The sequence below is a fragment of the Halomonas sp. YLB-10 genome (assembly GCF_003856855.1).
Taxonomy (GTDB): Bacteria; Pseudomonadota; Gammaproteobacteria; order Pseudomonadales; family Halomonadaceae; genus Halomonas; species Halomonas litopenaei.
Genome location: NZ_RRCU01000004.1, coordinates 458,674 through 485,124, shown reverse-complemented (window position 1 = coordinate 485,124; position 26,451 = coordinate 458,674). Strand labels below are relative to the sequence as shown.

General features: G+C 65.5%; 14 protein-coding genes and 1 pseudogene. 8 read left to right on the top strand and 7 right to left on the bottom strand.

Annotation, left to right across the window (positions count from 1 at the left end; translation table 11 throughout):
• Both EBB56_RS12025 and pyrC read right to left on the bottom strand, forming a co-directional pair.
• Nucleotides 1-10,308 (bottom strand): VCBS domain-containing protein (locus tag EBB56_RS12025; RefSeq protein WP_124804468.1); only part of this gene is annotated, 10,308 nt, incomplete at its 3' end.
• A gap of 482 nt (nucleotides 10,309-10,790) precedes the next feature.
• Nucleotides 10,791-11,831, bottom strand: a complete 1,041-nt coding sequence (pyrC, locus tag EBB56_RS12020) for a dihydroorotase (protein WP_045993004.1) — start codon at nucleotides 11,829-11,831, stop codon at nucleotides 10,791-10,793.
• A 249-nt stretch (nucleotides 11,832-12,080) separates the two neighbouring features.
• Here pyrC and EBB56_RS12015 point away from each other — a divergent pair, with 249 nt between their 5' ends.
• A complete protein-coding gene (locus EBB56_RS12015) occupies nucleotides 12,081-12,599 on the top strand; it encodes a hypothetical protein (protein ID WP_311767534.1) in 519 nt (172 codons plus the stop codon).
• A gap of 223 nt (nucleotides 12,600-12,822) precedes the next feature.
• On the opposite strand, the gene EBB56_RS12010 is transcribed toward EBB56_RS12015, so the two are convergent.
• Both EBB56_RS12010 and EBB56_RS12005 read right to left on the bottom strand, forming a co-directional pair.
• Nucleotides 12,823-14,064, bottom strand: a complete 1,242-nt coding sequence (locus tag EBB56_RS12010; RefSeq protein WP_124804467.1) for an FAD-binding oxidoreductase — start codon at nucleotides 14,062-14,064, stop codon at nucleotides 12,823-12,825.
• Nucleotides 14,065-14,200: 136 nt separating this feature from the next.
• A complete protein-coding gene (locus EBB56_RS12005; RefSeq protein WP_253028722.1) occupies nucleotides 14,201-14,662 on the bottom strand; it encodes a TerB family tellurite resistance protein in 462 nt (153 codons plus the stop codon).
• Nucleotides 14,663-14,763: 101 nt separating this feature from the next.
• Between EBB56_RS12005 and EBB56_RS12000 the strand changes: the two genes are divergently transcribed.
• Both EBB56_RS12000 and EBB56_RS11995 read left to right on the top strand, forming a co-directional pair.
• Entirely contained in the window at nucleotides 14,764-15,231 is a 468-nt protein-coding gene (locus EBB56_RS12000; protein WP_124804466.1) for a DUF3592 domain-containing protein, read from the top strand.
• 130 nt (nucleotides 15,232-15,361) lie between these two features.
• Nucleotides 15,362-15,982 (top strand): TetR/AcrR family transcriptional regulator, encoded by a 621-nt coding sequence (locus tag EBB56_RS11995; RefSeq protein WP_124804465.1) that lies wholly within the window; start codon nucleotides 15,362-15,364, stop codon nucleotides 15,980-15,982.
• Between the two features lie 72 nt (nucleotides 15,983-16,054).
• On the opposite strand, the gene EBB56_RS11990 is transcribed toward EBB56_RS11995, so the two are convergent.
• From EBB56_RS11990 to EBB56_RS11980, 3 genes are all read right to left on the bottom strand, one after another.
• Nucleotides 16,055-16,699 (bottom strand): lysozyme, encoded by a 645-nt coding sequence (locus tag EBB56_RS11990; RefSeq protein WP_185696430.1) that lies wholly within the window; start codon nucleotides 16,697-16,699, stop codon nucleotides 16,055-16,057.
• Between the two features lie 406 nt (nucleotides 16,700-17,105).
• A complete protein-coding gene (locus EBB56_RS11985; RefSeq protein WP_124804463.1) occupies nucleotides 17,106-18,413 on the bottom strand; it encodes an ArgE/DapE family deacylase in 1,308 nt (435 codons plus the stop codon).
• Nucleotides 18,414-18,641: 228 nt separating this feature from the next.
• Nucleotides 18,642-19,340 (bottom strand): GntR family transcriptional regulator, encoded by a 699-nt coding sequence (locus EBB56_RS11980; RefSeq protein ID WP_124804462.1) that lies wholly within the window; start codon nucleotides 19,338-19,340, stop codon nucleotides 18,642-18,644.
• 258 nt (nucleotides 19,341-19,598) lie between these two features.
• Here EBB56_RS11980 and EBB56_RS11975 point away from each other — a divergent pair, with 258 nt between their 5' ends.
• The 5 genes and pseudogenes from EBB56_RS11975 (at nucleotide 19,599) to EBB56_RS11955 (ending at nucleotide 26,396) form a co-directional block, all read left to right on the top strand.
• Nucleotides 19,599-21,296: an ABC transporter substrate-binding protein gene (locus EBB56_RS11975; protein WP_260425347.1), complete on the top strand. Its 1,698-nt coding sequence runs from the start codon at nucleotides 19,599-19,601 to the stop codon at nucleotides 21,294-21,296.
• 95 nt (nucleotides 21,297-21,391) lie between these two features.
• On the top strand, nucleotides 21,392-22,372 hold the full coding sequence (locus tag EBB56_RS11970; RefSeq protein ID WP_124804461.1) for an ABC transporter permease: 981 nt from the start codon (nucleotides 21,392-21,394) through the stop codon (nucleotides 22,370-22,372).
• Entirely contained in the window at nucleotides 22,369-23,202 is an 834-nt protein-coding gene (locus EBB56_RS11965) for an ABC transporter permease (RefSeq protein ID WP_045993012.1), read from the top strand. The genes EBB56_RS11970 and EBB56_RS11965 overlap by 4 nt, the downstream gene beginning before the upstream one ends.
• Before the next feature lie 138 nt (nucleotides 23,203-23,340).
• Nucleotides 23,341-24,966 (top strand): annotated as a pseudogene (locus tag EBB56_RS11960) (ABC transporter ATP-binding protein).
• A complete protein-coding gene (locus EBB56_RS11955) occupies nucleotides 24,966-26,396 on the top strand; it encodes an FAD-binding oxidoreductase (RefSeq protein WP_124804460.1) in 1,431 nt (476 codons plus the stop codon). Before EBB56_RS11960 ends, EBB56_RS11955 begins: the two are co-directional and overlap by 1 nt.
• Nucleotides 26,397-26,451: the final 55 nt, after the last annotated feature.

Sequence of the window (26,451 nt, the reverse complement as noted above, 5' to 3'; positions counted from 1 at the left end):
GATCTCGAGGGTCGGCTGATCGTCGGCCACGCTGACCGAGACGGTTGCCTCGGTACTGGTACCGTCGGTGTCGGTGCCGACCACGCTGATGCCACTAATGGTCAGGCTATCGGCGTCGACCTCGTGGGCCAGGCTCTCGGCCAGGGTCGCGGTCACGGTGACGACCTGCTCCTCGCCTGCGGCGATCGGATTATTCGCGTCAACCGCCGGACTCAGGGTCAGGGTCAGGACGGCGTCACCGCCGGCCTCGGTACGCCCTTCCAGCTCACCGGCGTCGTTTGCGCTCCAGACCAAGGACTCACCAGCCGCCAGACCCTGGACGCTGATGCCCGTGACGCTGTCATCGGCACCTATATTGCCAAAGCCGATCGAGGTGATGGCATCGCTGCCGGCGGTAAAGGTCAGGCTCGCCACGTCGGTATCCGAGGCGGTGCCTTCCGTCTCGGCGTCATCCAGTGCCAGGCTGGCCTGGGTCGAGGCCGGATCGCTGTCGGTGACCGAAACGCTCGGGCCGGTGCCGTCGGTAATGGTGACGCTGTGGCTGTCGGTGGCGGTGTCGCCGTCGCTGTCTTCGGTGGCAATGGTGAAGTCGATCGACGGGCTGTTGCCCTGGTCGAGGTTGTCCTTGGCCTCGAAGGTCCAGGTACCGTCGCGACCGACGGTCAGGATGCCTTCGGCGAGCTTGAAGTTAACGCTATCGGTATCGTCATCGCCCAGCACCTTGTCGACGCCGTCAGCGGTCACGGTCACCGTGGCGCCATCGGCACCGGCGTCGGTGGTCCAGGTGCCGTTGGCACTCTGGCCCTCGACCACGGTCTCGGCGGTATCGGCGATCTCGAGGGTCGGCTGATCGTCAGCCACGCTCACACCCACGGTTGCCGTCGTGCTGGTGCCGTCGGTATCGGTGCCGACCACGCTGATGCCGGTGATCGACAGGCTATCGGCGCCGACCGCGTGGGACAGACTCTCGGCCAGGGTCGCGGTCACGGTGACGACCTGCTCCTCGCCCGCGGCTACAGGACCAGAAGAGCTCAGGGTCAGAGTAAGGACGGCGTCGCCGCCGGCCTCTGTGCGCCCTTCCAGCTCACCGGCGTCGTTTGCGCTCCAGACCAAGGACTCACCAGCCGCCAGGCCCTGGACGCTGATGCCCGTGACGCTGTCATCGGCACCTATATTGCCAAAGCCGATCGAGGTGATGGCGTCGCTGCCGGCGGTAAACGTCAGGCTCGCCACGTCGGTATCCGAGGCGGCGCCTTCGGTCTCGGCGTCATCCAGTGCCAGGCTGGCCTGGGTCGAGGCCGGATCGCTGTCGGTGACCGAAACACTCGGGCCGCTGCCGTCGGTGATGGTGACGGTGTGGCTATCGGTGGCGGTATCGCCATCGCTGTCTTCGGTGGTGATGGTGAAGTCGATCGACGGACGACCGGCGCTGTTCTGCACCTGGTTGTCGTTGGCCTCGAAGGTCCAGCTGCCATCGCGACCGACGGTCAGGGTGCCTTCGGCGAGCTTGAAGCTGACGCTCTCGCCATCGCCCAGCGGCTTGGTTTCGCCTGCCGCTGTCACGCTGACGGTGGCGCCATCGGCACCGGCGTCGGTGGTCCAGGTGCCATTGACACTCTGGCCCTCGACCACGCTGGCAGGCGCTTCAACGAACTTGATGGTCGGCTGATCGTCGGCCACGCTGACCGCGACGCTTGCCTCGGTACTGGTACCGTCGGTGTCGGTGCCGACCACGCTGATGCCACTAATGGTCAGGCTATCGGCGTCGACCGCGTGGGCCAGGCTCTCGGCCAGGGTCGCGGTCACGGTGACGACCTGCTGAGTACCGGCAGCGATCGGATTATTCGCGTCAACCGCCGGGCTCAGGGTCAGGGTCAGGACGGCGTCACCGCCGGCCTCGGTACGCCCTTCCAGCTCACCGGCGTCGTTTGCGCTCCAGACCAAGGACTCACCAGCCGCCAGGCCCTGGACGCTGATACCCGTGACGCTGTCATCGGCACCTATATTGCCAAAGCCGATCGAGGTGATGGCGTCGCTGCCGGCGGTAAACGTCAGGCTCGCCACGTCGGTATCCGAGGCGGCGCCTTCGGTCTCGGCGTCATCCAGTGCCAGGCTGGCCTGGGTCGAGGCCGGATCGCTGTCGGTGACCGAAACGCTCGGGCCGCTGCCGTCGGTGATGATGACGGTGTGGCTATCGGTGGCGGTATCGCCATCGCTGTCTTCGGTGGCGATGGTGAAGCCGATCGACGGATTGCCAGCGTTGTTCTGTACCTGGTTGTCATTGGCGTCGAAGGTCCAGCTGCCGTCACCAGTGACGGTCAGGGTGCCTTCGGCGAGCTTGAAGCTGACGAAATCGGTAGCACCATCGCCCAGCGGCTTGGTTTCGCCTGCCGCTGTCACGCTGACGGTGGCGCCATCGGCACCGGCGTCGGTGGTCCAGGTGCCATTGACACTCTGGCCCTCGACCACGCTGGCAGGCGCTTCGACAAACTCGATGGTCGGCTGGTCGTCGGCCACGCTGACCGCGACGCTTGCCTCGGTACTGGTACCGTCGGTGTCGGTGCCGACCACGCTGATGCCACTAATGGTCAGGCTATCGGCGTCGACCGCGTGGGCCAAGCTCTCGGCCAGGGTCGCCGTCACGGTAACCACCTGCTCCTCGCCCGCGGCGATTGGGTTATTCGCGTCAACCGCCGGACTCAGGGTCAGGGTCAGGACGGCGTCACCGCCGGCCTCGGTACGCCCTTCCAGCTCACCGGCGTCGTTTGCGCTCCAGACCAAGGACTCACCAGCCGCCAGACCCTGGACGCTGATGCCTGTGACGCTGTCATCGGCACCTATATTGCCAAAGCCGATCGAGGTGATGGCGTCGCTGCCGGCGGTAAAGGTCAGGCTCGCCACGTCGGTATCCGAGGCGGCGCCTTCGGTCTCGGCGTCATCCAGCGCCAGGCTGGCCTGTGTCGAGGCCGGATCACTGTCCGTCACGCTGACGCTCGGGCCGGTGCCGTCGGTGATGGTGACGGTGTGGCTATCGATGGCGGTATCGCCATCGCTGTCTTCGGTGGTGATGGTGAAGTCGATCGACGGGCTGTTGCCCTGGTCGAGGTTGTCGTTGGCCTCAAAGGTCCAGGTACCGTCGCGACCGACGGTCAGGGTGCCTTCGGCGAGCTTGAAGTTAACGCTATCGGTATCGTCATCGCCCAGCACCTTGTCGACGCCGTCAGCGGTCACGGTCACCGTGGCGCCATCGGCACCGGCGTCGGTGGTCCAGGTGCCGTTGGCACTCTGGCCCTCGACCACGGTCTCGGCGGTATCGGCGATCTCGAGGGTCGGCTGATCGTCAGCCACGCTCACACCCACGGTTGCCGTCGTGCTGGTGCCGTCGGTATCGGTGCCGACCACGCTGATGCCGGTGATCGACAGGCTATCGGCGCCGACCGCGTGGGACAGACTCTCGGCCAGGGTCGCGGTCACGGTGACGACCTGCTCCTCGCCCGCGGCTACAGGACCAGAAGAGCTCAGGGTCAGAGTAAGGACGGCGTCGCCGCCGGCCTCTGTGCGCCCTTCCAGCTCACCGGCATCGTTTGCGCTCCAGACCAAGGACTCACCAGCCGCCAGACCCTGGACGCTGATGCCGGTGACGCTGTCATCGGCACCTATATTGCCAAAGCCGATCGAGGTGATGGCGTCGCTGCCGGCGGTAAAGGTCAGGCTCGCCACGTCGGTGTCCGAGACGGTGCCTTCGGTCTCGGCGTCATCCAGTGCCAGGCTGGCCTGGGTCGAGGCCGGATCGCTGTCGGTGACCGAAACGCTCGGGCCGGTGCCGTCGGTGATGGTGACGGTATGGCTATCGGTGGCGGTGTCGCCATCGCTGTCTTCGGTGGTGATGGTGAAGCCGATCGACGGATTGCCGGCGCTGTTCTGCACCTGGTTGTCGTTGGCCTCGAAGGTCCAGCTGCCATCGCCAGTGACGGTCAGGGTGCCTTCATCAAGATTGAAGGTCACGATATCGGTAGCACCGTCGCCCAGTACCTTGTCGACGCCGCCGGCGGTCACGGTCACCGTGGCCCCATCAGCACCGGCATCGGTGGTCCAGGTGCCGTTGGCACTCTGGCCTTCGACTACGGTCTCGGCGGTATCGGCAATCTCGAGGGTCGGCTGATCGTCAGCCACGCTCACACCCACGGTCGCCGTCGTGCTGGTACCGTCGGTATCGGTGCCGACCACACTGATGCCCGTGATCGACAGGCTATCGGCGTCGACCGCGTGGGCCAGGCTCTCGGCCAGGGTCGCGGTCACGGTGACCACCTGCTGAGTGCCGGCAGCGATCGGGTTATTCGCGTCAACCGCCGGACTCAGCGTCAGGGTCAGGACGGCGTCACCGCCGGCCTCGGTGCGCCCTTCTAGCTCACCGGCGTTGTTTGTGCGCCAGATCAGCTCGCCATCCAGGCCGGTGACCTGAATACCGTCGGTGTCACCAAAACCGATCGAGGTGATGGCGTCGCTACCGGCGGTAAAGGTCAGGCTGGCTACATCGGTATCCGAGGCGGTGCCTTCGGTGTCGGCATCCTGCAGGGAAACGGACGCATTGCTGCTGGCCGGATCGCTGCCGGTGACCGAAACACTCGGGCCGCTGCCGTCGGTGATGGTGACGGTGTGGCTATCGGTGGCGGTATCGCCATCGCTGTCTTCGGTGGTGATGGTGAAGTCGATCGAAGGACTGTTGGCCTGGTCGAGGTTGTCCTTGGCCTCAAAGGTCCAGCTGCCGTCACCAGTGACGGTCAGGGTGCCTTCGGCGAGATCGAAGCTGACGAAATCGGTAGCACCGTCGCCCAGCGGCTTGGTTTCACCTGCCGCTGTCACGATGACGGTGGCCCCATCAGCACCGGCGTCGGTGGTCCAGGTGCCATCTACACTCTGGCCTTCGACCACGCTGGCCGGCACTTCGACGAACTCGATGGTCGGGCTATCGTCGGCGATCGCGATGCTGAGGCTGCCGTTGGCCGCACTGCCGTCATCGTCGGTGACCACCAGGGTCACCGTCTCGGTGAAGCCGGCATCCGTGGCGTCAGTCTGGCTGTCGTTGTCGACGCGGGTGTCCAGGGTGTAGCTGTAGCTCACGGTGCCGCCGGCGGCCGGGTTGGCACTATCTGCCGGTGTAAAGCCGGTCAGGCTAAGGCTGCCGTATTCGGTATCGACCACCACCGGACTATCGGCGGACAACCCCTGCAGCTGGGCCAGGGTCAACGACTGGTTGCCCACCTGTACGCTGGCCACGCCATCAACGCTGGCGAACGTAAAGTTGCCAGGCTGGGTCAGTGCGCTGCTGTCGGCATCGCTGCCGCCGGCGAGATTGGCTTCGCTCACCGCTACGTCGCTGCCTTCGCTCGCCAGCCCCGAGAGGCTGACACCGTCGTCGGTGCCGGTCACGGTGATGGTCAGCGTCGCCGGTGAGGTATCCCCATCGGCATCGGTCAGGGTGTAGGCAAAGGTCTCGGTGAGGGTCTCCTTGCCGCTGAGTGCCTGAACCCGCGGATCGTCGTTGTCGAGCTGGTAGGTGTAGCTGCCGTCGCTGTTGAGCGTCAGCGTGCCGTACTGGCCGGCGCCCGTCGGCGCGTCCAGTGCCACGCTGGCCGGATCAGCCTCGGTGGTGTCGGCGCCGGTGGTGTCGTTGGACAGCACATTGCCGGTGATCGACGCGGTCTCCTCGGCAATGGTGTCGCTGTCGTTACTCGCGAACGGGCTATCGTCGGCGATGGCGATGCTGAGGCTGCCGTTGGCCGCACTGCCGTCATCGTCGGTGACCACCAGGGCCACCGTCTCGGTGAAGCCGGCATCCGTGGCGTCAGCCTGGCTGTCGTTGTCGACGCGGGTGTCCAGGGTGTAGCTATAGCTCACGGTGCCGCCGGCGGCCGGGTTGGCACTATCCGACGGTGTAAAGCCGGTCAGGCTAAGGCTGCCGTATTCGGTATCGACCACCACCGGGCTATCGGCGGACAGACCCTGCAGCTGGGCCAGGCTCAACGACTGGTTGCCCACCTGTACGCTGGCCACGCCATCAACGCTGGCGAACGTAAAGTTGCCAGGCTGGGTCAGAGCCGCAGCATCCGCCGCGGAGCCCTCTTCCAGATTCGCTTCGCTGACAGAAACGTCGCTGCCTTCGCTCGCCAGCCCCGAGAGGCTGACACCGTCGTCGGTGCCGGTCACGGTGATGGTCAGCGTCGCCGGTGAGGTATCCCCATCGGCGTCAGTCAGGGTGTAGGCAAAGGTCTCGGTGAGGGTTTCCTTGCCGCTGAGTGCCTGCACCCGCGGATCGTCGTTGTCGAGCTGGTAGGTGTAGCTGCCGTCGCTGTTGAGCGTCAGGGTGCCGTACTGGCCGGCGCCCGTCGGGGCGTCCAGTGCCACGCTGGCGGGATCGGCATCCGAGGTGTCGGCGCCGGTGGTGTCGTTGGACAGCACATTGCCGGTGATCGACGCGGTCTCCTCGGCAATGGTGTCACTGTCGTTACTCGCGGATGGGCCGTCATCAGCGATCGCGATGCTGAGGCTGCCCTTGGCCGCACTGCCGTCATCGTCGGTGACCACCAGGGCCACCGTCTCGGTAAAGCCAGCATCCGTGGCGTCAGCCTGGCTGTCGTTGTCGACGCGGGTGTCCAGGGTGTAGTTGTAGCTCACGGTGCCGCCGGCGGCCGGGTTGGCACTATCCGACGGTGTAAAGCCGGTCAGGCTAAGGCTGCCGTATTCGGTATCGACCACCACCGGGCTATCGGCAGTCAGGTCCTGCAGCTGGGCCAGGGTCAACGACTGGTTGCCCACCTGCACGCTGGCCACACCATCGGCGCTGGTGAAGGTAAAGCTGCCAGGCTGGGTCAGTGCGCCGCTGTCGGCATCGCTGCCACCGGCGAGATTGGCTTCGCTCACCGATACGTCGCCGCCCCCGGCAGCCAGGCCCGAAAGGCTGACGCCGTCATTGGTCCCCGTCAGCGTGATGGTCAGCGTCGCCGGTGAGGTGTCGCCATCGGCGTCGGTCAGGGTGTAGGCAAAGGTCTCGGTCAGGGTCTCCTTACCGCTAAGCGCCTGCACCCGCGGATCATCGTTGTCGAGCTGGTAGGTGTAGCTGCCGTCGCTGTTGAGCGTCAGGGTGCCGTACTGGCCGGCGCCCGTCGGGGCGTCCAGCGCTACGCTGGCCGGATCGGCCTCGGTGGTATCGGCGCCGGTGGTGTCGTTGCCCAGCACATTGCCGGAAACGGAAGCGGTCTCCTCGGCGATAGTGTCGCTGTCATCACGAGCCTTCGGCACATCGTCGTTGACGTCGATGGTCAGACTGGTCGAGGCCGTATCGCCATCGCTGTCGGTAACGACGATGGAGAACTGATCCGCCAGATCGTCGCTGCCGGTGCCCTGGCTGGTGTGGTCCTGGGTGCTGCCATCCAGGCTGTAGCTCCAGCTGTACTCCCCGTCAGAGACACTGACGCTCAGGCTGCCGTAGTCGCCTTCGACCGTGCCGCCGCCCGTCACGTTCTGGCCGTTGATCACCAACGAGGCCAGGCTGTCGCCGCCGGTGGTAATCGGCAGACTGCCGCCGGTGGTCTGGCTGCCGTCGCCCGCCGCGCTACCGCCCGCGAGGCCCGCCTCGCTAACGCTGAACTGACCACCTTCGGCATCGGGGGAATCGTCCGGCACGCTGACGGTGGGCGTGGAATCCGCCGCCACGGTGACGGTGAACACCGCGCCGCTGGTGTCACCATCGGCGTCGCGGATGGTGTAGTCGATGACCGCATCGCCCTCGAAGCCTGCCGCCGGGGTGAAGGTCACCTCACCGGTGTCGCTGTCGAAGCTCACGCTGCCCTGGCTCGGATCACGCAGGCTCGCGCCGCTGACACTGGCGCCGTCCACACCCTGGGTGTCGTTCGCCAGTACGTTGTAGGTGACGGGGGTGTCTTCGCCGGTGTTGGCGGCGTCGTCCACGGCCACAGGCACATCGTCGTTGACGTCGATGGTCAGACTGGTCGAAGCCTCGTCGCCATCGCTGTCGGTAACGACAATGGCGAACAGATCCGCCAGATCGTCGCTGCCGGTGCCCTGGCTGGTGTGGTCCTGGGTGCTGCCATCCAGGCTGTAGCTCCAGCTGTACTCACCGTCAGACACGCTGACACTCAGGGTGCCGTAGTCGCCTTCGACCGTGCCGCCGCCCGTCACGTTCTGGCCGTTGATCACCAACGAGGCCAGGCTGTCGCCGCCGGTGGTGATCGGCAGACTACCGCCGGTGGACTGGCTGCCGTCGCCTGCCGCGCTACCGCCCGGCAATCCGGCTTCGCTGACGCTGAACTGACCACCTTCGGCATCGGGCGAATCGTCCGGCACGCTGACGGTCGGCGTGGAGTCCGCCGCCACCGTCACGGTGAACACCGCGTCGCTGGTGTCGCCATCGGCGTCGCGGATGGTGTAGTCGATTACCGCATCGCCCTCGAAGCCTGCCGCCGGGGTGAAGGTTACCTCACCGGTGTCGCTATCGAAGGACACGCTGCCCTGGCTCGGATTGCGCAGGGTGGCGTCGCTGACACTGGCACCGTCCACGCCCTGGGTGTCGTTCGCCAGCACGTTGTAGGTGACGGGGGTGTCTTCGCCGGTGTTGGCGGCGTCATCCACGGCCACAGGCACATCGTCGTTGACGTCGATGGTCAGACTAGTCGAGGCCTCGTCGCCATCGCTGTCGGTAACGACGATGGCGAACTGATCCGCCAGGTCGTCGCTGCCGGTGCCCTGGCTAGTGTGGTCCTGGGTGCTGCCATCCAGGGTGTAGCTCCAGCTGTACTCGCCGTCAGAGACACTGACACTCAGGGTGCCGTAGTCGCCTTCGACCGTGCCGCCGCCCGTCACGTTCTGGCCGTTGATCACCAGCGAGGCCAGGCTGTCGCCGCCGGTGGTAATCGGCAGACTACCGCCGGTGGACTGGCTGCCGTCGCCTGCCGCGCTACCGCCCGGCAATCCGGCTTCGCTGACGCTGAACTGACCACCTTCGGCATCGGGGGATTCGTCCGGCACGCTGACGGTGGGCGTGGAGTCCGCCGCCACCGTGACGGTGAACACCGCGTCGCTGGTGTCGCCATCGGCATCGGTGATGGTGTAGTCGATGACCGCGTCGCCCTCGAAGCCGTCCGACGGGGTAAAGGTCACCTCACCGGTGTTGCTGTCGAAGCTCACACTGCCCTGGCTCGGATCACGCAGGGTGGCGTCGGTGACACTGGCACCGTCCGCACCCTGGACATCGCTGGTGCCGTCGGTATTGACCAGCACGTTGTAGGTGACCGCCGTGTCCTCGCCGGTCGTGGTGGCATCATCCACCGCCTCGGGCGCATCGTCGAGAATCGCGATATCCAGAGTGCCACTGGTGGTACTGCCATCGCTGTCGACAGCACTAATCTCGATGCTGTCGACCACGCCATCGTCGGTTGCACCATCGACGCTATCGTTGTCGACGTTGTCGGTCAGATCGTAGGTGTAGGCAACGCTACCACCGGTGTCATCGCCGCTATAGCTTGTCAGCGTCAGGCTGCCCAGGGGCGTCTCGATGGTCAGCGGATTGCCGGACAGGCCATTGAGTCGATCCAAGCTGATCGGACCACTGCCGCCAACGGTAATGAACGACAGGCCATCGGGAGCGGATACACCAAAACTGCCACTCGCTGATGTCGCGGCGGTGCCTGATGCACTACCGCCAGGAAGTCCTGCCTCACTGACGGTCTGTTCGGCAGAGGAAAAGCCGATATCGGCGCTGCCTGCTGCTCCCGCAGGCCCATCGAGCCCCGTCAGGGTGACGGACTCGTCCTCATCGGCCGCGGTCCCGCCATCCTGCTCCTGAACGTCGTAGGCCTCGCGCTGATAGCCGTACTCGAACGACAGCGGCGACACTTCCTCGACGATACGCAAAAGACGCACGAAATCGTGCCCGCCCTCGGCGCCGGCGCCCCCCGCAGCGCCAGCGGCAGGAGCTTCCAACGCCTCGAGCAGATCTCCTTCGCCCTCTTCGAGCAGCGCCAGGACCCTGGCGACCTCGGCGTCTTCTATCACCTCGTCATCGGCCGACCCTTGCTCGTTGATCGCCTCGCTAATCGCCACCTCGACCTCGCCGCCGAGCTGCGCCAGGCGGGTGCCATCGGGTTGCACGAGGTTCACTCGAGCGCCGGTTTCGGTGATCACCACCTCGCCCTCAGTCAGGCGGTCGCCCTCGGCCAGGGGCCTCAGATTGCCTTCCGCATCTCTGGCCCAGGCTTGGCCGGTAACTTGTACGACGATGGCGATGATCATAGGGGGGCGTCTCTCTTTTTTTGGATGACAGACCTAGGCCTTGTGAACAAAGGGATGACAAACCTAGTCCGGCAGCAACAAAACTGTGCTTATGCGCACATTACATGCATGGGGTATAGGTCAATACTGTACTAGAGGACAATGACCTACCTCTAATCCAATGGCCTAACTTTCCCATGCCTCTTCGCTACCCCTTTGGTGCTTCACGTCAGTCCTTGTCGAGCCCTCCTCCAATACAGAGCCGCCTCCCCTGGCATTCCCCTGGCCCGCACCTCGGCGCTGGCCAGGCGCCAGATACGAAAACGGCGCGCCCTTTTGGGGCGCGCCGTTTTCGTGGTCAAGAAACCCTGAACCATATCATCAGGGCTAGCTAAAGCAGATTACCGTCCAGAACATCTCATACGAGTATGAGGACGGCGTACCAGGCCGCGGCTCGAGGGCGCCACGTCAGGTCATCGCATCAGGTCATCGCATCAGGTCTGTCAGTCCTGGCGCATCTTCCAGCCCAGGGTTTCACCGGCACGCAGCGGCACCAGCGTCTTGCCTTCGCCAAACGGCAGTTCTGCCGGTACCTGCCACTCGACCTTGTCCAGGGTGATCGAGTCGCTGTTGCGCGGCAGGCCATAGAAGTCGGGACCGTGGTGACTGGCGAACCCTTCCAGCCGATCCAGCGCGCCGGCCTGTTCAAAGGCGGTGGCGTACAGCTCGATGGCCGTCAGCGCGGTATAGGCGCCGGCACAGCCACAGTCACTTTCCTTGTCGTGACGGGCATGGGGCGCGCTGTCGGTGCCGAGGAAGAAGCTCTTGTCGCCCGAGGTCGCCGCCTCGATCAGCGCCTCCCGATGACGCTCGCGCTTGAGGATCGGCAGGCAGTAGTAGTGCGGGCGAATCCCGCCCACCAGCATGTGGTTGCGGTTGTAGAGCAGGTGATGAGCGGTGATGGTCGCGCCGATATTCGACGGCGACTCGGCCACGAAGCGCGCCGCGTCGGCGGTGGTAATATGCTCAAACACCACCTTGAGGTCAGGATGACGGGACAGCAGCGGCTTCATGACCCGCTCGATGAACACCGCCTCGCGATCGAAGATGTCGATCTCGTGATCGGTCACCTCGCCATGCACCAGCAACGGCATCCCCAGCCGCGCCATGGTGGCTACCGCTTCCTCGCAGTGACGCAGATCGGTCACGCCTGAGTCGGAATTGGTGGTGGCCCCGGCCGGATACAGCTTGACCGCCTGCACCTTGCCGCTGCCCCAGGCCGTCTCGATGTCTTCCGAAGTGGTGCGATCGGTAAGATAGAGGGTCATCAGCGGTTCGAACTGGCTTTCCGCAGGCAAGGCAGCCAAGATGCGTTGGCGGTAGTCCAGTGCCTGGTCCAGATTGGTCACCGGCGGCTTGAGGTTCGGCATGATGATCGCACGGCCCATCTGGCGGGCGGTATCGGCCACCACGGAGGCCAGAGCGACGCCGTCTCGCAGGTGAAGGTGCCAGTCGTCGGGCCGGGTCAAGGTAATCGCAGTCACTTGTTATCCTGTCGTCGAGTGATCCATGGTCGGGCGCAGTATACCGTAAAGGGCAACGTTTCATGGCCCAAACGGGGTGAGATTTCGCGTATCATTCGAGGGACATGCGCCCGGATCTGATCCGCACCGTCGAGGAGTCGCGGCACGTTACCATCGATGTCCGGGGCGATACGTTGTCAAGGCGCCGACGAGTCCCAGGGCCTCTGGCCGCGCGCAGACTTATTACAGAAACATCCTAGCGAGAGTTACATGCCCAAGGTTCGTCACTACGCCGACCTCGTCGCCACCCTGGCAGGCCTGATGTGGCTGATGCTTTACTGGTCGATCAGCGTGTCGCTGCATATCGGCAGCGCCGAGCCGGCCCTAGCCGCCCTGCTGCTGCTCGGCAGCATGATCCTGGTGAGCTTCGTTCACCGCCCGGTGCGGGTGATGCTGGGCCGCTACCACGTCCGCAAGCGGCGCACGGAGATGTGGATGCACATCCTGGCGCTGCCGCTGAACCTGGCATTTCTGCTGGCCATCGGCATCGACCATCTGATTACACCGATGAGCGGCGCCCAGAAGATGCTGCTGTTCAATGTACTGGCGACGGCCAGCTGGCTGGTGTTCCTGGTGACGCTGCTGATCAAGCTGCTGGCACGCGCCCTGGCCGATCGCCGCGGGTCATCCGGCGCCGAGCCCGCTCTTTCGACCAATAGCTCGACCGATACTTCAAACAACAGTAACTCAGCCTCCGGCCTTCACCGTCGTGACGCCGACGAGGCCTGATAAAGGCCTCAGATCATGACGGGGCCGATGTCTGGTCACCGACTGGCCCCAGCCTGACCAGCCCCGCCGCCGCCGACAACGGCGCTTGCACGCCGCTTCCCCATCTCTTTCGCCCTCGCTGACTGCCACGCCAGACCGCCCCTTGCAGAGGCGGCATGGCCCCGGACTACCAGCATGGGACGGCGCTAACGCACTTCCGGCATGGGCCGGCGCCAGCGCGGGATCAGAAGCGGTCCACCCTGAACGGCGCCATGTCGATGTCCGGCTGCTCGCCATCGATGACCTGCGCCAGCAGCTTGCCGGTCACCGGGCCCAGGGTGAAGCCCTGATGACCGTGGCCACAGGCCAGCCACAAGCCTGGCTGCCCGGGTACGCCACCGATCACCGGCTTCATGTCCGGGGTACAGGGTCTGGCGCCTTTCCATGGCGTGGGCTCGAGACGCTGCCCCAGCGGAAACAGCTTGCGCGCCTGCTGCTCCGCTGCCTCCAGCTGTTCCAGGTGGGCCGGCGCATCAAGGCGCTCGAGCTCGGCCCCCGTGGTCAGGCGAATCCCGCTGCTCATGGGCGCCAGCAGATAGCCTACCTCGGCGTCCATCACCCAGTGGGTCAGCCTGGCGTCATCCGACTGACCATAGTGCATGTGGTAGCCACGCTTGACGAACAGCGGGATCGACAGACCCAGGGCCTTCATCCAGTCCTGTGACCAGGGGCCCAACGCCATCACCAGCCCATCTGCCTCCAGGGTGTCGCCCGAAGTGTCGATGCGCCAGGTATCGCCCTGCCGGCGCACATCGGTGACGTCCGCCTGGATGATCTCACCGCCATCATCGGAAAATGACTTGGCGTAGGCGGCCACCAGATCACCCGGATTTGCCACCGTCCAGGGATCGAGCCAGTGGATCGCCCCGGCAAGTCCGGGCTCCAGATCCGGCTCAAGGCGCGCCAGCGCCTCGCTGTCGAGGTAGTCGAAGCGGATGCCGAAGCGCTTGGCATCCAACTCGGCCTGGGCCGCTCGCTCGCCCAGCGCCTTGCTGCTCCGATAGACCTCGAGCCAGCCTTGGCGACGTACCAGCGCGTCGGCACCGGAAGCCTCGATCATCGCCGAGTGGGCCTCCAGGCAGCCGCCTATCAGCGAGGCGTACTCCGGTACGATCTGTTCGTAACGGGCGGGCGCCGAGTTCTGCCAGTACTTGAGCAGCGTCCCGGCGCTTGCGAACATCGCGCCCGGCCGATACCGAATGTCGATCTGACGATTGGGTACCACCCGCAACAAGGTCGCCAGATCGCGCGGGAAGGCATAGGGACGCACCGCCTCGCGCTGGATGATGCCGGCGTTGCCGTAGGAGGTCTCGCGACCGGGCTCACGGCGGTCGACAAGTGTGACCTGGTAGCCACGGCGCCTCAGATGCCACGCCACCGACACACCGACCATGCCGGCTCCCACTACCACCATCTTGCGCGACATCATTTCCTCCTTGTCCTATAACGCCTGCTAATGTCTGATGACAAGTGATTACCTGGACACGCCGCCCGTCGCCAGCAAAACCATGGCGGCCACGGCGTCATATGCAGAAAAACTTATTGTAACGTCAAGACTTTCGCTACACACCCTCGGCGCGATTCTGTTCGACGATGCGGGTGCGCACGAAGTCCGAGTGGCTGACGTGCAACAACTCCGCCAGGGCGCGAATACGGTGTTCCTCCAGGGCATCCTTCTCGCCGTCGGCAAACGCCAGCGCCCACATCTGCTGTACCAGCGCTACCCGGTCCTGATAGCCGGTGCGGTCACGCAACTCACGCACGAAGCGGTGATGATCCACCGCTCCCTCGGCCTCTTCCCGAGCCAGTGTCATCAGCTCGTCCAGCGCTTCGTCCTCGAGTTCGAACTGTTCCTTGAGCTGGCTGCGCATCAGATGGATCTCGCTGTCATCCAGGCGGTAGTCCGCACGAATCACTTCGCACAGCAGCACCGCCGTGGCCAGTGACAGGTCCACCCTGGACGACGCATCCTCTTGCTGCGCCACATCATTGATCCAACGCTTCAGGGACGCCATCATCGTCATCGTGTTTTCCTCGTTGTTGCGCTTTCCAGGAGGCTCATGAACCGCCCGTGACGCCCCCCTGCTTCGCCCTCGACATTCATGGGCTCATTCGGAATACCACCATGCCTCATCCGCTGCTGATCGTCTCCCTCGCCGCTCTGATCGGTGCCGTCATCGCCGGCGTCGGCGCGTACAAGGTCCGCGACGTCAACCGCTGGCCGACCACCGAGGCGACCGTGACCCACGCCGAGGTCCGGCTGGCGGAAGCCCAGCGCCACCAGCGCGAGCGAGACGATCAGCAAAGGCGTTACCTGGCATTGCTGCGCTTCGAAGCCACCATCGACGGTCGGCGTATTCAATCCGACAACGCGGGCTTCGATGGCGTTCCCTCCTTCACCCGACAGGAAGACGCCGATGCCTACATCGCCGACTACCCCGTAGGCAGCGTCGTGCGTGTGCGCTACTCACCGCGCAAGCCTGAGCTGATGCATGTGGGCAACGCCTCGCTGCCCTGGGGCCGCATCGGCCTGGCGGGTTTCCTGCTGGTGGCAAGCCTCGGCGCCTTCGCACTGTTCTCGTTCAAGACCTGAATCACGCCTCACGCCCACTCGCTGTCGCCAGCCCCCGTACAACCTGGCGTTGAAACATGGATGTGTAATGCAGACTACAATCGTTCCGACAGCCTGATATCGCCCCCTCCTGGATTGATGGAAAGCCACGATGACGTCCGCAGATTCATGCTCTACACCGAAGGGCGAGGCCCGCCGCCAGCGGCTGCTGGCCGCCGCCCGCGAGGTATTCCTGGACAAGGGCTACGCCGGCGCCAGCGTCAATGACATCGTCGCCCGAGCGGGCGGCTCGCTAAGCACCCTCTACAAGCTGTTCGGCAACAAGGAGGGGCTATTCACCGCGGCCCTGGAAGCCCAGGCGTCCAGTGTCTGGTGTCGACTGGGACAGGCCGGCGAGCGTCCGCCGCAAGAGGTGCTGGAGGAGCTTGCCCGAGACCTGATCGACCTGGCGCTGCCAAACGCCAACATCCGACTGATTCGTGGGATCGCCGCCGAGGCCGAGCGTGCCCCGGAGCTGGGAGCACTGTTTCTCGATCACGGCCCGGATCGTACCCGACGTGAACTGGCCGAGTACCTGCGCGACCAGCATGCCCGCGGCAAGCTGGTGGTAAAGGACCCGCGCACTTCGGCCGGCTTGTTTACCGGCATGGTGCTCGGGGAATGGATGCTCGATTCGCTGGTCGGGCGCCCACCCTCGCTGACGCTGGAGGCGAGAGACCACCGTGCACGCTACGCGACCGAGCTTTTTCTGGCGGGGCATGCACCGACTTGAAGATAGGGCTGACACCTCGCCCCACCCCGCTTCGGGCACCTCTTCTAGCGGGCTCGCTACAAGAAAACCTGCTTAGATGTCAGGCCCGTAGTCACCCTCTTTAAAGATGCGCCACTCCTCGGCGCGACGCCGCTCCAGTCCTGGCATCACCTCGCCGCCAGCATACTTCCAGGCAAGCCACGCCTGTTCCAGCGTCGCGTAGGGGGTGACCGTACGCGAATCACACAGCATGGCCACCAGCGAAGAGTTTGAAAATGCCGCCAGTCCGATATTGAAGGCCAGCAACACCAGGGCATCGAACTGGTGCTGACGAAGACCTCGCGCGCCCACCCTGGGACGACAGGCCTCGAGGCGATCGAGCACCCCAAGCTCCACGTGCTGCAGGTCCTGGCGCAACAGTGACTCCGCCCAGTTCCTGTCGATGCCGTTGGCAAACCGCGGCCACTGCTGTCGAATGATCAGATGGCCCACACCGATCGTCGCCCCCTTCTGCCAGTAGTGGATGGGCGCTCCACTCAGGTCGAGATAGGGCATCAGCCGGCAGCCCTCGGCGTTGATCAACCATCGTCGCCCTCTCGGGCTCAGCCGACCGGGCGGAGGACTGACCTCCGCGTCGATCGCATCGTAGAGCGAAACCGGTCTCGTCCCTGTACGCCTTGTCCCGCTGGCTGCGGGATTCTCCTCGGGGTCATCCTTCCCGCCCACTTGTGTTGCCATGCCACCCTCCCTGCCAATTGACGCGAGCTCTGCATGAAAGGTCGACATTCCTGAGCCCGCTCGTGCAGCACCCGCCGCTCCACTCCATGGAACAACGCTTTTAGAGTGGCAGCCTGCTGACGGCAAAACCCCGACTCAGGACAACAGAAACCGAGTCGTTCGGCGGTCACAGACGAAAGTGCTCGACCCAGTCAACCTTGGCGGGTCGAGCTTGAGGCGAGGAATTTGGCGGGCTGGACTTGCGGGCGGGTCTTTCGGGCGGGTCTTGCAGACAGGCCTGCGTGTCAGGCTTTCGCGCTGAGCTTGCAGGCTTTGCTTGTGGACCGAGCGTGCAGGCCGGGCTTGCACGGCGATCGTGAGGGCCCGGCCAGGGCTGGCCGGGCCAGCGCTGGCCGGACTATGGGTATCACTGCGGACAGGTATCGGAAGCGGCCTGGCCCTCGGCCCAGCGCCCCCAGCGATACAGAAACAGCGCGTAGGCCTTGAGGGTGTGCTGAATAGAGGCAATCTCGACCCGCTCATCGATGCCATGGATGCGTTCGGCCACGGGCCCGTAGCAGGTCCCGGCGATGCCGTGTCGATTGAGCGCGCGCAGATCCGTGGTGCAGGTCAACGCCACCGAGGGCAGCTCCTCACCGGTCAGGGCACGATGACAATCGGCCAGCAGGGCGACTCCGGGGCTGTCGGTGTCGACGTGGTGGCCCTCGGAGCGAAAACCGTGAAACTCGACGTCCAGTCCGGAGATGCCCGGGCCAAGCGAGGCGCTGGCCGCCTCGACGCAGCGCCGCACCTTTTCCATGATGTCTTCCACCCGGACTTCAGGCGCGAAGCCGATACGTCCCTCCAGGGTCGCCCGGGACGGCACGCTGGACGCCCAGTTGCCCCCTTCGATCTTGCCGATGTTCAGGTTGAACGGGTGCTCGATCTCGTCATAGGGCGGCTCGCGCCCGGCGTTCAGTTCCGCCTCCAGTGCCTTGAGCGGCGCCACCACCGACTGGATCGCCTCGATGGCGTTGGCCCCGGCGGCGGTATCCAGCACGTGGGCCGGCACCCCGTCCAGCGACACCTTGAACCACAGGGTGCCGATCTGGGCCGTGGTCAGGGTCGCCCCGAACGGCTCGGGAATCAGCGCAAAGTCGCCGCGGCCGTCACGGGCCAGGCAAGCCAGCGCACCATGGCCGGTGCACTCTTCCTCGATCACCGTCTGCAGCGTCAGCGGAAAATCGATCCCGAGTCCGGCCCGCTTCATCGCCGCCACCGCCGTCACCATGGCGGCGATGCCGGCCTTCATGTCGCCGGCGCCGCGCCCGTAAAGCCAGCCGTCCTCCTGCCAGGCTTCCCAGGGCGGACGAGACCACATCGACAGCGGCTCCGCCGGCACCACGTCCAGGTGGCCGTTGAAGATCAGGTGCGGCCTGGACGAGGTGCCGTTGATCACCGAGATCAGGTTGTGTCGGTCGACGCCCCTGGCCACCGGTGCCTGCTCGGCATCTGCGCCTTTGTCGGGCAGTGGGACGCGCTCGACAGGCAGCCCCATGTCCAGCAGATGGCTTTCCATCACCTCAAGTACCCCGGCCTCCGCCCCCAGCACGCTGTACTCGCGCACCAGAGCGCTGGTCAGGGCAAGGGTCTCCGGCATCAATTCGTCGCAGGCATCGAGCAGCCGCCGTTCGTTGGCGTCCAGGGCATCGGTGGATAGTTGTGGTGTCGTCATTGACGGCAAATCCCGCATGTTAAATGTGTTTTACGCGTACTAGTTATGCACCTTCGAGCACCTGCAGCACAAGCCCACCGCACCCGATACAGGATCTCGCCGCAGCCCTGGGCCCACCGTTCGACCAGGACTTACGTCGCTATTCGAATCGCTATTTGAATCGGTATTTGAGTCACTGCTGGAGTCGCTAGTTCGACCACGACGTCACTGCCGACGCCGCCCACTCGTTCAGCCACGCGCCACCCCGGCGTGATCGGCCAACCGCTCGATCACCGAGTCCCTGGCCACGCCAATATGGTAGTCCACCTCGTCCCGGCAGCGCTGAGGATCACCGCTCTTCAGTGCCTCCAGCAGCCGCCAGTGGGAAGCGGCGATGCTTTCGGGGGTCTCGTGGGTACGGGTGATCAGGGTGATGCACAGCCGCAGCTCGAAGCTCAGGTCGTCGAAGGCACGTGCCAGCCGGGCGTTGTCGGCCAGCTCGAACACCAGGCGATGAAAGGCCAGGTCCTCCTCGATCTTGAGCCCCTCGTCATCACCGGCGGCGACCTCGCACAGACGACTGATCTGCCGATGCAGACGCTGCTCGGTATCCGTATTGAAGCGTGTCATCACTCGCTCGAAGGCGTGGCGTTCCAGACCGATGCGCAGATCGAAGACATCGCTCAGCTCGGCCACATCCAGGGTACGCACGAAGAACCCGCGCCGCGGTCGCGATACCAGCAGGCCACGGCTCTCCATCAGCCTGGCGGCCTCGCGTACCGGGGCCCGGCTGATGCCGAGCTCCGCCGCCAGCCCCGCCTCCGACAACCGCTCGCCCGGTGCGAAGCGCGAGGCCAGGATCGCCTCGGTCAAGTAGTCGACCACCTGGTCCACCAGGTTGCGCTGTACCACGAAGGGCGCGGCTGAGGGGTCCCGAGGATTGGCCATGCTCGACTCCCGTAGTTGGCCTGAAGGGTCATACCCCAGTATGACCGCATCCTGCGTCGAACAACAGTCGATTGCCGACTGTCGACAGTTTGTGCCGAGGCTGCTAGGTTCTAAAGGGCTTACGGAAATCCCCAACAACAACAGTCCCGGAGCTGGCCTCAGCGACGCGAAAGCCCGGCAACAGCGCACTGGCAGCGCTTTCTGCCCCTGGCTTCACGCACCTCTGGCAACACCTCCGGGCCACCAAGGTGCCCTGATATGACCTCGAACTCCCGTCACCCCCGCGTCACCTCTCTGCCATCTTGCTCGCCGCTGTCCCCCTCGCCCCGGGCAAGCTCGACTCAGGCACGCGCCTCTCGCTTCAACACTTCCCTGCTGACGCTGGGGCTCGCCGCCCTGCTACCGCTGGCGGCCACCCCGGCGCTGGCCCAGGACGACGGCCAAGACGCCCAGCAAGAGGCCACCCAGGAACCCCAGCGGGGCGGTGTCATCGACACCATCATCCAGCCGGAGCCGCCGGGCCTGGTGCTGGGCATGATCCAGAACGCCCCCACCCGCACGGTGGCCGGCAACATCTACGAGGGCCTGCTGCGCTACTCCACCGACATGGAGCCGATGCCGCAACTGGCCAAGAGCTGGGAGATCAGCGAGGACGGCCTGACCTACACCTTCCACCTTCAGGAAAACGCCAAGTGGCATGACGGTGAGGCCTTCACCGCCGAAGACGTGGTGTTCTCCGCCGACGTCTTCCACCGCGACTTGAATCCCAGCGCCCGTGCGGTGCTCGAGCACGTCGAGAGCATCGAGGCGACCGACGACCACACCGTGGTGTTCACCCTGAAGAAGCCCTTCGGCCCCTTCCTGATCTCGTTCGAGGCCGGCACCTTCACCATGGTGCCCGAGCACATCTACGCCGGCACCGACTTCCGCAACAACGAGGCCAACAACCATCCCATTGGCACCGGCCCGTTCCAGTTCGACAGCTGGGACCGCGGCACCGTCATCAAACTGACCCGCTTCGATGACTACTACGAGGAAGGCCTGCCCTACCTCGATGGCATCAACTGGCACGTCATTCCGGACGGCGCCTCCCGCGCGGTGGCCTACGAGAACGGTACCGTCGACGTGCTGCCCTACGGCACCGTGGAGAACTTCGACGTTCCCCGGCTGACCGCCATGGACAACACCTGCGTGACCGAGAAGGGCCACGAGTACTTCAGCCCCTTCGCCATGCTGTGGATGAACAATCGTGAAGGACCGACCGCCGACAAGCGCTTCCGCCAGGCGGTGATGTACGCCATGGACCGCGAGTTTGCCCGCGACGTGCTGTGGAATGGCATGGGCCAGGTCCCGGCAGGGCCGTTTGGCTCCAACGCCAAGTTCAACGACCCGGACCTCGAGGGCTACAGCTACGACCCGGACAAGGCCGAGGAACTGCTCGACGAGATGGGCTACGACGGCGAGGAGGTCACCCTGCTGCCGCTGCCCTACGGCGAGACCTGGAATCGTTGGGCCGAGGCGGTACAGCAGAACCTCAAGGAGGTGGGCATCAACGTGCGCACCGAGGCCACCGACGTGGGCGGCTGGAACCAGCGCCTGGGCGAGCGCGACTTCGACCTGGCCTTCACCTACCTGTACCAGTACGGCGACCCGGCACTCGGCATCTCGCGGACCTACCTGTCCACCAACACCGAGAAGGGCTCGCCCTGGAACAACGTCGAGGGCTACCAGAACCCCGAGGTGGATGAGCTGTTCAACGCCGCCGCCACTGCCTATCCGGACAGCGAGCGTGAGCGTCTCTACCACGAGGTGCAGCAGATCCTGCTCGAGGACGCACCGCTCGGCTGGCTGCTGGAGCTCGGCTTCCCGACCATCTACCGCTGCAACGTCAACAATCTGGTGACCTCGGCGGTGGGCGTCAACGACGGCTTCAAGGACGCCTGGATCGCCGACTGAGCCAAAAACGGCGATACGGCGCGGCCCACCACGGGCCGCGCCAGCCCTGATTTTGCTGCTGCCATCACCACAGGCTTACTGCCCGGGACCTCACCATGCTCTACGCCCGCCTGATCATTTCACGACTGTTGAAGGCCGCCATCGTGCTGCTGCTGATCGTCGTGTTCAACTTCGTGCTGATCCAGCTCGCCCCCGGCGACCCGGCGGCCATCCTGGCCGGGGAAGCCGGCGCCGCCGATGAAGCCTTCATCGCCCAGCTGCGCGAGCAGTTCGGGCTGGACCAGCCCATGTATGTCCAGCTGTGGCACTACGTGTCCGGCATCCTGACCCTGGACTTCGGCTACTCCTACCGCCAGCAGATGCCGGTGCTGGACCTGATCCTCGACCGCCTGCCCGCCACCCTGCTGCTGACCGGCACCGCCTTCGTGCTGTCGCTGGTGCTCGGCATCCTCGCCGGCTCCATGGCCGCGATGCGCGTCAAGAAGGCCTCTGGCTCGCTGATCATGGCGCTGGCCCTGCTGTTCTACGCCACTCCGCTGTTCTGGGTGGCGCTGATGGCGGTGGTGCTGTTCTCGGTGTACCTGGACTGGCTGCCCGCCTACGGCATGTTCACCGTCGGCGCCAACCTCGAAGGCCTGGCCTACGCCTTCGACGTCGCCAAGCATCTGGTGCTGCCGGCCACCACCCTGGGGCTGTTCTTCATGGCCATCTATACGCGCATGACCCGCGCCTCGATGCTCGACGCCGCCCAGCAGGACTTCGTCAAGACCGCCAAGGCCAAGGGCCTGGCGCCGAGGGTCATTCAGCGCCGCCATATCCTGCGCAACGCCCTGTTGCCGATCATCACCCTGGCGGGGCTGCAGGCCGGCCAGATGGTCGGCGGCGCCATCCTCACCGAGACGGTGTTCGCCTGGCCGGGCATCGGCCGGCTGATGTACGAGGCGCTGATGCAGCGTGACTACAACCTGCTGCTCGGCATCTTCTTTTTCTCCGCCGCCCTGGTGATCCTGTTCAACATCGCCACCGACCTGGTCTATCGCCTGGCCGATCCACGCATCAAGGGGGCCGCCGCATGAGTTTCTTTGCCCGTTTCGCCCAGAACCGAGGCGCCCTGGTGGGACTGATCATCCTGTGGGCGATCATCCTGATGGCCGTGCTGGCCCCGGTGCTGTTCCCCGAATCGCCCTGGCGCATGGTGCAGCGACCCTTCCTGCCGCCACTGGCCCAGGACGGCTTCTGGCTCGGCACCGACACCATGGGCCGCAACGTCGCCGCCGGACTGATGCACGGCGCCTGGGTATCGCTGCTGATCGGCCTGGTGTCCACCGCCGTGGCGCTGGCCATCGGCGTACCGCTGGGCGCCATCGCCGGCTACTACGGCGGCCTGGTGGACGACGCCCTGATGCGCTTCACCGAGTTCTTCCAGACCATCCCCAACTTCGCCCTGGCCATCGTGCTGGTGGCGATCATGCAGCCCAGCGTGACCTCCATCGTGCTGGCCATCGCCATCGTCAGCTGGCCGCCGGTGGCCCGCCTGGTGCGTGCCGAGTTCATGTCGCTGCGCCATCGCGAATACGTCGAGGCGGCGCGCCTGGTCGGCCAGACCAACACCCAGATCATCCTGCGCCAGATCCTGCCCAACACCCTGTCGCCGATCATCGTGCTGGCCTCGCTGATGGTGGCCACGGCCATCCTGCTGGAGTCGGCGCTGTCGTTTCTCGGCCTCGGTGATCCCAACGTGATGTCCTGGGGCTACATGATCGGCGCTGCGCGCACCGTGATCCGCCAGGCCTGGTGGCTGTCGTTCTTCCCCGGCCTTGCGATCCTGTTGACCGTGCTGGCGCTGAACCTGGTCGGCGAAGGGCTCGATGACGCCCTCAACCCCAAACTCGCACGGGAGCGCTGAGCCATGAACACCTTTGACAACAGCACCAGCGGCACCAGCGCTTCCACTGCATCGCGCAGCGAAACGGTGAAGGTGCCGAAGGGAGCAACCGCTGGCGATCTCTGTGGCGATCACAGCGGCGATCCAGCCCCGGAACCGATCCTGCGCATCGAGGGCCTGAGCGTCGCGCTGCCCGCCGGCGCCGATCGCGAGTACGCCGTGGAAGAGCTGTCCTACGAAGTCAGCCCCGGCGAGATCCTGTGCGTGGTGGGCGAATCCGGCTCCGGCAAGTCCATGGCCGCCAATACCGTCATGGGCCTTCTGCCCAAGGGCGTGCGCCCGGTGGCCGGGCGAGTGATGTTCGAGGGCGAGGACGTGCTGAGCCTCGACGAGAAGCGCCACCGGGCGCTGCGCGGCAAGAAGATCGGCATGATCTTCCAGGAGCCGATGACCGCCCTCAACCCGCTGATGCGCATTGGCGATCAGATCGCCGAAGTGTTCGAAGCCCATGGCGAGCTCAAGGGCGCCGAGCGTCAGGCCAGGGCGCTGGAGCTACTCAAGGAAGTCCGCCTGCCTCAGCCCGAACGGGCCATCCGTGCCTACCCCTTCGAGCTCTCCGGCGGCCAGCGCCAGCGGGTGATGATCGCCATGGCGCTGGCGCTGGAACCGAAGCTGCTGATCGCCGACGAGCCCACCACCGCGCTGGACGTCACCACCCAGGCGCAAATCCTCGAGCTGATCGCCGACCTGCAACGTCGCCACCATATGGCGGTGATGTTCATCACCCACGACTTCGGCGTGGTCGCCGAGATCGCCAACCGAGTGTGCGTGATGCGCCACGGTCGGATCGTCGAGATCGGCCGCCGCGACGAAGTGCTCGACAACCCCCGTCACGACTATACCCGGGCGCTGATCGAGGCCATCCCCAGCGACGCCGCGCCGCCCGAGCGCGAGCCGATGGCGCCGACGCCGATCCTCGAGGTACGCGACCTGAATCGGGTATTCCGTTCCCGCGGCGGGCTGTTCAAGCCCTCCCGTGAGGTACGCGCCCTGGACGAGGTCAGCTTCACCCTGTCACGCGGCGAGACCATCGGCATCGTCGGCGAGTCGGGCTCCGGCAAGTCGACCTTGGGGCGCTGCGTCGTGCGCCTGGAGCGTCCCGATAGCGGCGAGATCCTGCTGGGTGGCGAAGACCTGTCCGCGCTCAAGGGTGACGCCCTGCGGCGCCAGCGCCACCGGGTGCAGATGGTGTTCCAGGACCCCTACGCCTCGCTCAACCCACGAACCCGGGTGGGCATGGCCATCGCCCAGGGCCCCATCGCCAACGGCGTGCCCCGCGAAAAGGCCCTGGCCAAGGCCGACGAGCTGCTCGAGCTGGTGGGACTTGGCGGCAGCGCCGACCGCTTCCCTCATGAGTTCTCCGGTGGTCAGCGCCAGCGCATCGGCATCGCCCGCGCCCTGGCACTGGACCCGGAGCTGATCGTCGCCGATGAAGCGGTGTCGGCGCTGGACGTATCGATCCAGGCCTAGGTGCTCGAGCTGCTCGAGGACCTGAAGCAGCGCTTCTCGCTGTCACTTCTGTTCATCACCCACGACCTGCGGGTTGCCGCCCAGATCTGCGATCGCATCATCGTCATGCAGAAGGGCCGCATCGTCGAACAGGGCAGCGCCCAGGAGGTCTTCACCCGACCTCAGGCCGACTACACCCGCGAACTGCTCGCCGCCATACCCGGCCGCGACAAGACCACCGATAACAAGACCAGCAAAGAGGAGACCTCCGTCTGATGGCTGTCACCTCCAAGGAACTATCGTCATCGCTTGCCGCGCTGATCGAGACACTGCGCGAGCGCCTGGGCGCCGCCCAGGTGCTGACCGGCGACGACGTGGCAAGCCGCCAGGTGGACTGGCTGAGCGGGGCGCCATGTCGCGCCGCGGCCATCGTGCGGCCCGGCACCCCCGAGCAGGTAGCGGAGGTGCTCGCCCTGTGCCACCAGGCCCGCCAGCCTATTGTCACCCACGGCGGCCTGACCGGGCTGGTCCACGGCGCCGAGGCGGCCCCGGACGAGCTCGCGCTGTCACTCGAGCGTCTTGCCGCCATCGAGGAGATCGATCCGGTGGCCGGCACCATCACCGTGCAGGCCGGCGCGCCGCTGCAGAAGGTCCAGGAGGCCGCCCGCGAGGTCGGCATGCAGTTCGCACTCGACCTGGGCGCCCGTGGCAGCTGCAGCATCGGTGGCAATATCGCCACCAACGCCGGCGGCAACCGGGTGATACGCTACGGCATGATGCGCCAGCAGGTGCTCGGGCTCGAGGCGGTCCTGGCCGATGGCCAGGTGATCAGCGCCATGAGCCCGATGCTCAAGAACAACGCCGGCTACGACCTCAAGCAGCTGTTCATCGGCAGCGAAGGCACCCTGGGCGTGGTCACCCGGGCGGTGCTCAAGCTGCAGCCGGCGCTTGGCGACACCCGCACCGCACTGGTCGCCTGCCCCGACTTCACCTCGATGACGTCGTTGCTTGCGCACCTGCGTGACAGCCTTGGCGGAAGCCTCGCCGCCTTCGAGGCCATGTGGCAGAACCACTTCGCCCTGATCACCGAACAGGAACGTCATCAGCCGCCGCTGGACACCGACGCGCCCTACTACGCCCTGGTCGAGTCCCTGGCCAACGACGAGGACCACCACCGCCAGCAGTTCGAGTCGGCACTCGAAGCGTCCGTCGAACAGGGCTGGGTGGTCGACGCCGTGATCGCCCAGTCGGAAAGCCAGCGCGACAAGCTATGGGCGATTCGCGATGATATCGAAGGACTGGTGGAGGCGCTCTCGCCGATCATGGCCTTCGACGTCAGTCTGCCGATCGGCGAGATGCAGGACTATGTCGCCGAGGTGCAGGCACGCCTCAAGGCCCGTTGGCCACAGGTACGCCTGGCGGTGTTCGGCCATCTGGGCGACGGCAACCTGCACCTGTCGGTGGGTGTGGGCAGCGACGATCCGGACACCCGCCACGAGGTCGAAGGCTGCCTCTACGAGCCGCTGGCCCGGGTCAAGGGATCGATCTCTGCCGAGCACGGCATCGGCCTGGAAAAGCGCGACTGGTTGTCGATCTCGCGAAGCCCCGAGGAACTCGCGCTGATGGCGACGCTCAAGCGCACCCTCGACCCCCATGGCCTGCTCAACCGCCACAAGGTGGTGCCCTGGACCGCGCTACAGACCTGACCTGACCTGACCTGACGTGACCTATTAGCATAGGCCGCTGTCGTAACGCTCTCGG